Raw genomic sequence first — 6368 nt, 5'->3', positions numbered from 1 at the left:
CACGTTGGGGAAGGCCCCGGTCGAGAACCTGCTGGTTCTCCCGGGGCCTTTTCTCATACCCAAATCCGGCCGTGTCGCCCCTCCAATCACGCGTGATGCCCCTCCAATCACGCATGATGCCTCGCCAGACACACGTGATGCCTCCCAGAACACACCGAGCCCACCTTCCAGGCACGCGAACCGACTCTCTGGGTACGCGAGCCAGCCGCTCGAACGAACTCCGCCGGCGTGCTCGAGCACGTGACTCGCGTGATCGGAGCCGGAACTCGTGTGATTGAAGCGGGATCTCGCGTGACTGAAGGGGCATCACACGTGACTGAAGGGGCATCACACGTGATTGGAGAGGCATCACACGTGATTGGAAGGTCGACTCGCGTGATTGAGGAGTCGACTCGCTTACCCAGACCGTCGACTCGCGGACCTGGAGGGTCGGCTCGGGTGCCGGGAGTGAGTGGGCATGAAGAAGGGGGCCAGGAGCGGAGCTCCTGGCCCCCTTCGGGAGCAAAAGAGAACTACTTCAGGGCGGAGCCGGCCTGCCAGTCGGCCCAGGACTTGGTCCAGTCGCCGTACAGGTCCCACACCGGGAGCTGCGGGCCGCCGGAGTTCGTCACCTCGACCACGTCACCGAGGCCCATGTTCTGGAAGAACCACTGGGCGTTCGCGCCGTTCAGGTTGATGCACCCGTGGGACACGTTCGAACTTCCCTGCTGCCCCACGCTGTTCGGGTTCTCGTGGACGAACTCGCCGTCGTTCGAGATCCGCTCGGAGAACTTCTCGTTGGAGCGGTACGCCTTCGGGTCGGGCGGGCAGACGCCGTACGTGCACGAGTCCATCGTGTAGTTGGCCTGCTTGTCCGAAATGACGTGGGCGCCGAGGTGGGTCGGCGTCGCGTCCTTGCCCATCGAGATCGGCATCGACTTGACCATCGCGCCGTTGTGGAAGATCTGCATCTGTTCGCTGTTCCCGTCCGCCTTCGCGATCCAGGAATCGTGCACCTTGTACGTCTCCGTGCGGTCCTCCGCACCGAAGACGCCGTTGCCGAAGTCGACACCGTATATCTTCGCCGACACCTTCAGCGTCGTGCCGGCCTTCCAGTACTCCTTCGGCCGGTAGTGGACGTTAGAGTCGTCGATCCAGTACCAGCTGCCCTCCTGCTTCGGCGTCGACTCCACCGTCAGGGCCTTCTCCACCGCCGCCTTGTTCTTCACGGCGATCTTCCCGAAGCTGAACACGATCGGCTGGCCCACGCCGACACCCGTGCTCGCCCCCGCGGCCGGCGCCGGGATCAGGTTGGCGTTCGCCTGCTTCTTCGGCGCGATCGTGCTGATCTGGTTGTCCTGCTCGACCGCCTTCCCGTCGGCGCCCTGGGCGTGGGCGACGATCTTGTACGTCGCGCCGTAGCCGAGCGGCTCGGTCGACGTCCAGCTGGCCCCGTCGGCGGCGAGCTTGCCGCCGACCTTTGTCCCCTTCACGGTGTTGGTCACCGTGACGTCGAGGAGCTTCCCGTTGGCGGCCTTGACGACGACGGGTGTCGCCGGGCTCACCCCCGAGCCGCCCGCGGGCTCGAACGACACCGCGACCGGGGTCGTGGAGGCCGACGCGGAACCGGACGCGGGCGCCCCACCGCCGGGTGTGCCGCCGTCGTCACCGGACGAGCAGGCGGAAATCAGCAGTGCTCCGGCGAGGATTCCGGCCACCGAAAGTAAAATCTTCTTGGGGAGCATATTGTCTCTTTTTTGGGGAATTGGGGTCGGCGGGCATTCGTCATCAAAACTACGCGATAGCGATGACGTTCTTCCGGGCGGATCGGTGCATCGGCGTGACGCGGATCACGTGACGACGAGGCCCGGTGCCCCGTACAGTCCCGGCCCGCTGACCGAGATCCCGTCGAGGAACTCCCGAGCGGCCGAATACGCCTCTTCAGCCAGTCCTTCGGTGTGCCCGAAGTCGAGCGGGTTCACACGCACCGGCGCCGGTCCGGGCAGGTACACCACCGGCACCTGGTCGGCCGCCGCCGGCGCCTCCAGCACCGCCTGGTTCCGCATGCTGATCATCGCGGTGTACATCATCACCTCGGCGAACGTCCGCGGTGCGTCCGGCAGCTTCCCGGGGAACGCGCAGTCGAGCACCACCAGCGACTTCGCGCCCATCGCCAGCGCCTGGCGCATCGGGACGTTCGCGACGAGCCCGCCGTCGTAGAGCAACCGCCCGTCGTGCTCCACCGGCGGGAAGATCCCCGGGATCGCGCAGCTGGCCAGCAGCGGCGCCAGGAGCGGCCCGGACCGGATCAGCAACGGCTCGGCCGTGTCGACCTGCGTCGTGACGACCCCGAGTGGCAGCGCGAGGTCTTCGAAGCGGGTTTCGGCGCCGACGTGGTCGGCGATGATCGTCGTCAGGCCGCTGTTGGGGAACAGGTGCGTCTTGCTCTGCGTCAGCGTCCGGACGCGGCTCAGCACGCCGCCGGGGAACGCCTCGGCGCGCGTCATGTGCGCCCAGATGCCGTGCAGGCGGGCCAAAGCGTCGTCGCCGGGCAGCGCCAGCACCGCCGCGTTCAGCGACCCGACCGACGTGCCCGCCACCAGGTCCGGCGTGACGCCGGCTTCGGCGAGCGCGCGCAGCATGCCGACCTGCATGGCGCCGAGGCTGCCGCCCCCGCCGAGGACGAACCCGACCGGCCGGGGAAGATCCGCGAGACTCATACCGCCGAATGTAGTAAGCCCGACTTTCGCAGGTCGTGTCGGCCGGGAAGACGGCGTTAGCCTGCTGGGCGTGGCCGAGCTGGAGCTGCGGCATCTCAGGGCCGTCCGCGCCGTCGCGGACGGCGGCAGCGTGAGCCGCGCCGCGACCGTCCTCGGCGTCAGCCAGCCCGCGCTCACCGCGCAGCTCAAGCGGATCGAGCGGATCCTCGGCGGCGACCTGTTCGTCCGCGGCCCCAGCGGGGTGCGCCCGACCGACCTCGGCCGGTTCGTGCTCGCCCGCGCCGACGCGCTGCTGTCCGACATGCAGGCCCTCGTCGCTTCCGCGCGGCGCCACGGCGAAGGCGCCGCCGAAACGCTCAAGATCGGGTACGTGCCGCTGCTCGTCATCGGCCGGTTCATCGAGGAGCTGGGGGAGCTGGACCTCGACGTCCAGACGTACGCCGAGCCCGCGTCGCTGACCCTGCTCAAGCTGCTCGCGACGGGCCGCGTCGACGTCGCGCTGCTCGAACGGTTCGACGGCACCGAGGCGCACCACTTCGCGGGACTGAGCGTCCGGACGCTCGCCACCGAGCCGATCTTCGTCGGCATCGCCGAGGGGCACCCGGCCATCCGCGACGACGTCGTGGACCTCGCCGACCTGGCCGGCTCCGACTGGATCCTGCCGCCACCACCCGAAAACTGCGTGCGCGTGCGGTTCCTGCAGGCGTGCGCGGCCGCCGGGTTCAGCCCGCGCGTGCGGCACTTCACGTCGGAAGCGGGCACCGCGGGGACGCTGATCGCGCAGGGCGCCGTCTGCCTCGCACAGGCGGCTTCGGCGCCGCCGCGAGGACTCGTCGCGCTGCCGCTCGCCGGCGACCCGCTCTGGACGACGTTGCTGTTCGCGACGCGCGAGGACGACGCCCGCACCCCGGTCACCGAGCAGGTGTTCCGGTGCGCGAAAGTCGCGCATTCGGCGTCCCGGCAACGGAATCCGCACTTTGCGCGCTGGTGCCGTGAGCATTCCGGAAACGAGCTGGCGCCTGCTCGCTAGGCGGCATGACGAGGAGGCCCGAAACCAGGGCCAACTTTACCGATCCTTTAAGGAGGGTGGGGTGGCGTGTGTCACCGAGCCAGCAGCGACGCCGCTTCCTGCGCGGCCGGGCCTTCGACGGCCAGGTGGGCAAGGTTCTCGGGCAGGACTTCGCCGCGGTGGGCTTTCGTCTGGGCGTACAGGCGTCCCGCGCGGTAGGACGAGCGGACCAGCGGACCCGCCATCACACCCGCGAAGCCCATCGCCTCCGCAGCCTGCGAATGCTCGACGAACTCCTCCGGCTTCACCCACCGATCCACCGGATGATGCCGAGCAGACGGACGCAGATACTGCGTGATCGTCAAGATCTCACAGCCCGCGTCGACCAGATCCTGCATCGCCGGAGCCACCTCATCCGGCGTCTCGCCCATGCCCAGAATCAGATTCGACTTCGTCACCAAACCGGCCGCACGCGCCGCCGTGATGACCTCCAACGACCGCGCATACCGGAAACCAGGACGGATCCGCTTGAAAATCCGCGGCACCGTCTCCACATTGTGCGCCAGCACCTCCGGCCGCGACCCGAACACCTCCGCCAACTGCTCCCGATCGGCATTGAAGTCCGGAATCAGCAACTCCACACCCGTACCCGGGTTCAACGCATGAATCTCCCGCACGGTCTCGGCATACAGCCACGCACCACCATCGTCGAGGTCATCGCGCGCGACACCGGTGACCGTCGAATACCGCAGCCCCATCGCCTGCACCGACTCCGCCACCTTCCGCGGCTCCGTGCGGTCCAGCTCGGCAGGCTTACCCGTGTCGATCTGACAGAAATCACACCGCCGGGTGCACTGATCACCACCGATCAGGAACGTGGCCTCGCGGTCTTCCCAGCACTCGTAGATGTTGGGGCAGCCCGCCTCTTCGCAGACGGTGTGCAGACCCTCGCGGCGCACGAGACCCTTGAGCTCGGTGAACTCCGGCCCCATCCGCACCCGCGTCTTGATCCACGGCGGCTTCTTCTCGATCGGCGTCTCACTGTTGCGAACTTCCAGACGCAGCAGCTTCCGGCCTTCAGGCGCAGCACTCACGGCTTCAACCGTACGCCCGTCCGGGCTACGCGGGATCGGGGGTGACGCCCGTCAGCTTTGCGGTCAGATCCCACAGCGCGGAGCCCAGCGACTCGCTGCGCGCGGCGGTCAGCGTCGGTACGGCAGCCGGATGTCCCCGCAGGTGGCCGACGCCGCGTGGGGCGTAGTAACCGCCGCCTTCGACGTCGTCGGCCGTCGCCGCGTAGAGCTGGGGGAGGGCGCCGATGCGGGTGCTCTGGGCGAACAGGATCTCGCCGAGGCGGTGGCCGCCGGCGATCAGGGAACGGACCACCGGGTTCGAGTACGACCGCGCCATGCCGCTGCCGAGCCCGGTCGCGGTGTACCCCGGATGGGCGGCGACGCTGAGGACGTCCGAGCCGGCCGCGCGCAGGCGCCGGTCCAGCTCGACCGCGAACACCTGGTCGGCGAGCTTCGACTGGCCGTACGCGGCGGCCGCGTTGTAGCGGCGGTGATCGCCGTTCGGGTCGTCGAGGTGGATGCGCGCGCCGGTGGCGGCGAGGCTCGAGAGCGTGACGACCCGGGCGCGCGTCCCGCCGCGGAGGGCGGGCATCAGCAGCCACGTCAGCGCCGCGTGGCCCAGGTAGTTGGTGCCGAACTGCAGCTCGAAGCCGTCGGCGGTGCGGCCGCGGGCGGTCGCCATCACGCCGGCGTTGTTGACCAGGACGTCCAAAGCGTCACCGGTCAGCTCCCGGGCCGACGCGGCGGCCGCGCGCACCGAGGCGAGCTCGCTCAGGTCCAGTGGGATGAGCTCGGGCTCGGCGCCCGCGGCGGCCGTCTTGACGATGTCCAGTGCCTTCGCCCCGCGTTCGGCGGAGCGGCAGGCGAGGAGCACGCGAGCCCCCTTGCCCGCGAGCACCTCGGCGGTACGCAGCCCGAGCCCCGAGTTCGCCCCGGTGACCAGCACGGTGCGGCCGGTCTGGTCGGGGATGTCGGCTTCGGTCCAGCGCTCCGTCATGTGCTTACTAAACCCTGTTCACGCCGAGGGCGCGAGCAGGCGCCGCAGGTGTCCCAGCACGGGACGGCGGCGAGCGGGCTCTTCGCGGCTCGTGCGCAGCAACGCCTCGAGCGCGTAACCGACCTTGACGATCTCTTCGGCCGGCTCGCGCGGGTCGGCCAGCCCGGCCGTGACGGCGAGCATCCGCAGCTCGCCTTCGTGCATCCTGCGCAGCGACGCGTGCCGCTCGTAAGCCCCGTCGAGCACCGCGCGCAGCGTCTCGTGCTCTTCGGCGGCGGAGCGCCACGCGCGGGTGACGGCGTCGACGTGGTCGCCGAGGCCGTCGGCGTCGTCCGGGTCGGTGACCTCGGCGCGCAGACGGCCGCTCAGCGTCCGCGTCCACTGGTACTGCAGCGCCAGCAGGACGTTCTCCTCGGTGCCGAAGTGCTCTTCGGCACCGGGGACCTCGTCGAGCGGCAGCGGCGCGCCCGGGTTCCGGGCGGCCAGGCGGACCGTGGCGTCGAGGATTTCCTGACGTCGGTAGAAGTCTGTCCAGCTCATGGTGGGGCTCCCCTTCCGTGGTCCGGGTCATACCGCGGGTCTGCGGCATA

General features: G+C 69.4%; 6 protein-coding genes. 1 reads left to right on the top strand and 5 read right to left on the bottom strand.

Translation table 11 applies throughout. The features are described from left to right. Window positions 1-512 precede the first annotated feature (512 nt). Window positions 513-1724, bottom strand: coding sequence for a L,D-transpeptidase (locus OG738_RS44575; RefSeq protein WP_329050155.1), 1212 nt, complete (start codon window positions 1722-1724; stop codon window positions 513-515). 105 nt (window positions 1725-1829) lie between these two features. Continuing rightward, the gene (locus tag OG738_RS44570) at window positions 1830-2699 is read right to left on the bottom strand and encodes a patatin-like phospholipase family protein (RefSeq protein WP_329050153.1); all 870 of its coding nucleotides are present in this window, start codon (window positions 2697-2699) and stop codon (window positions 1830-1832) included. Between the two features lie 70 nt (window positions 2700-2769). On the opposite strand from OG738_RS44570, the gene OG738_RS44565 reads away from it, so the two are divergent. Beyond that, entirely contained in the window at window positions 2770-3729 is a 960-nt protein-coding gene (locus tag OG738_RS44565; protein WP_329050152.1) for a LysR family transcriptional regulator, read from the top strand. A 71-nt stretch (window positions 3730-3800) separates the two neighbouring features. Here OG738_RS44565 and lipA read toward each other — a convergent pair whose 3' ends face one another. Genes lipA through OG738_RS44550 form a run of 3 tightly spaced genes read right to left on the bottom strand, consistent with a single transcriptional unit; the run spans window position 3801 to window position 6318 of the window. Then, window positions 3801-4802: a lipoyl synthase gene (lipA, locus tag OG738_RS44560; protein ID WP_329050150.1), complete on the bottom strand. Its 1002-nt coding sequence runs from the start codon at window positions 4800-4802 to the stop codon at window positions 3801-3803. 25 nt (window positions 4803-4827) lie between these two features. Beyond that, entirely contained in the window at window positions 4828-5778 is a 951-nt protein-coding gene (locus tag OG738_RS44555; RefSeq protein ID WP_329050148.1) for an oxidoreductase, read from the bottom strand. Between the two features lie 18 nt (window positions 5779-5796). Then, entirely contained in the window at window positions 5797-6318 is a 522-nt protein-coding gene (locus OG738_RS44550) for a hypothetical protein (protein WP_329050146.1), read from the bottom strand. Window positions 6319-6368 lie beyond the last annotated feature (50 nt).

Source organism: Amycolatopsis sp. NBC_01488 (assembly GCF_036227105.1).
GTDB lineage: Bacteria > Actinomycetota > Actinomycetes > Mycobacteriales > Pseudonocardiaceae > Amycolatopsis.
The sequence above is the reverse complement of the archived record's forward strand: the minus strand, read 5'-3'. Positions and strand labels throughout refer to the sequence as shown.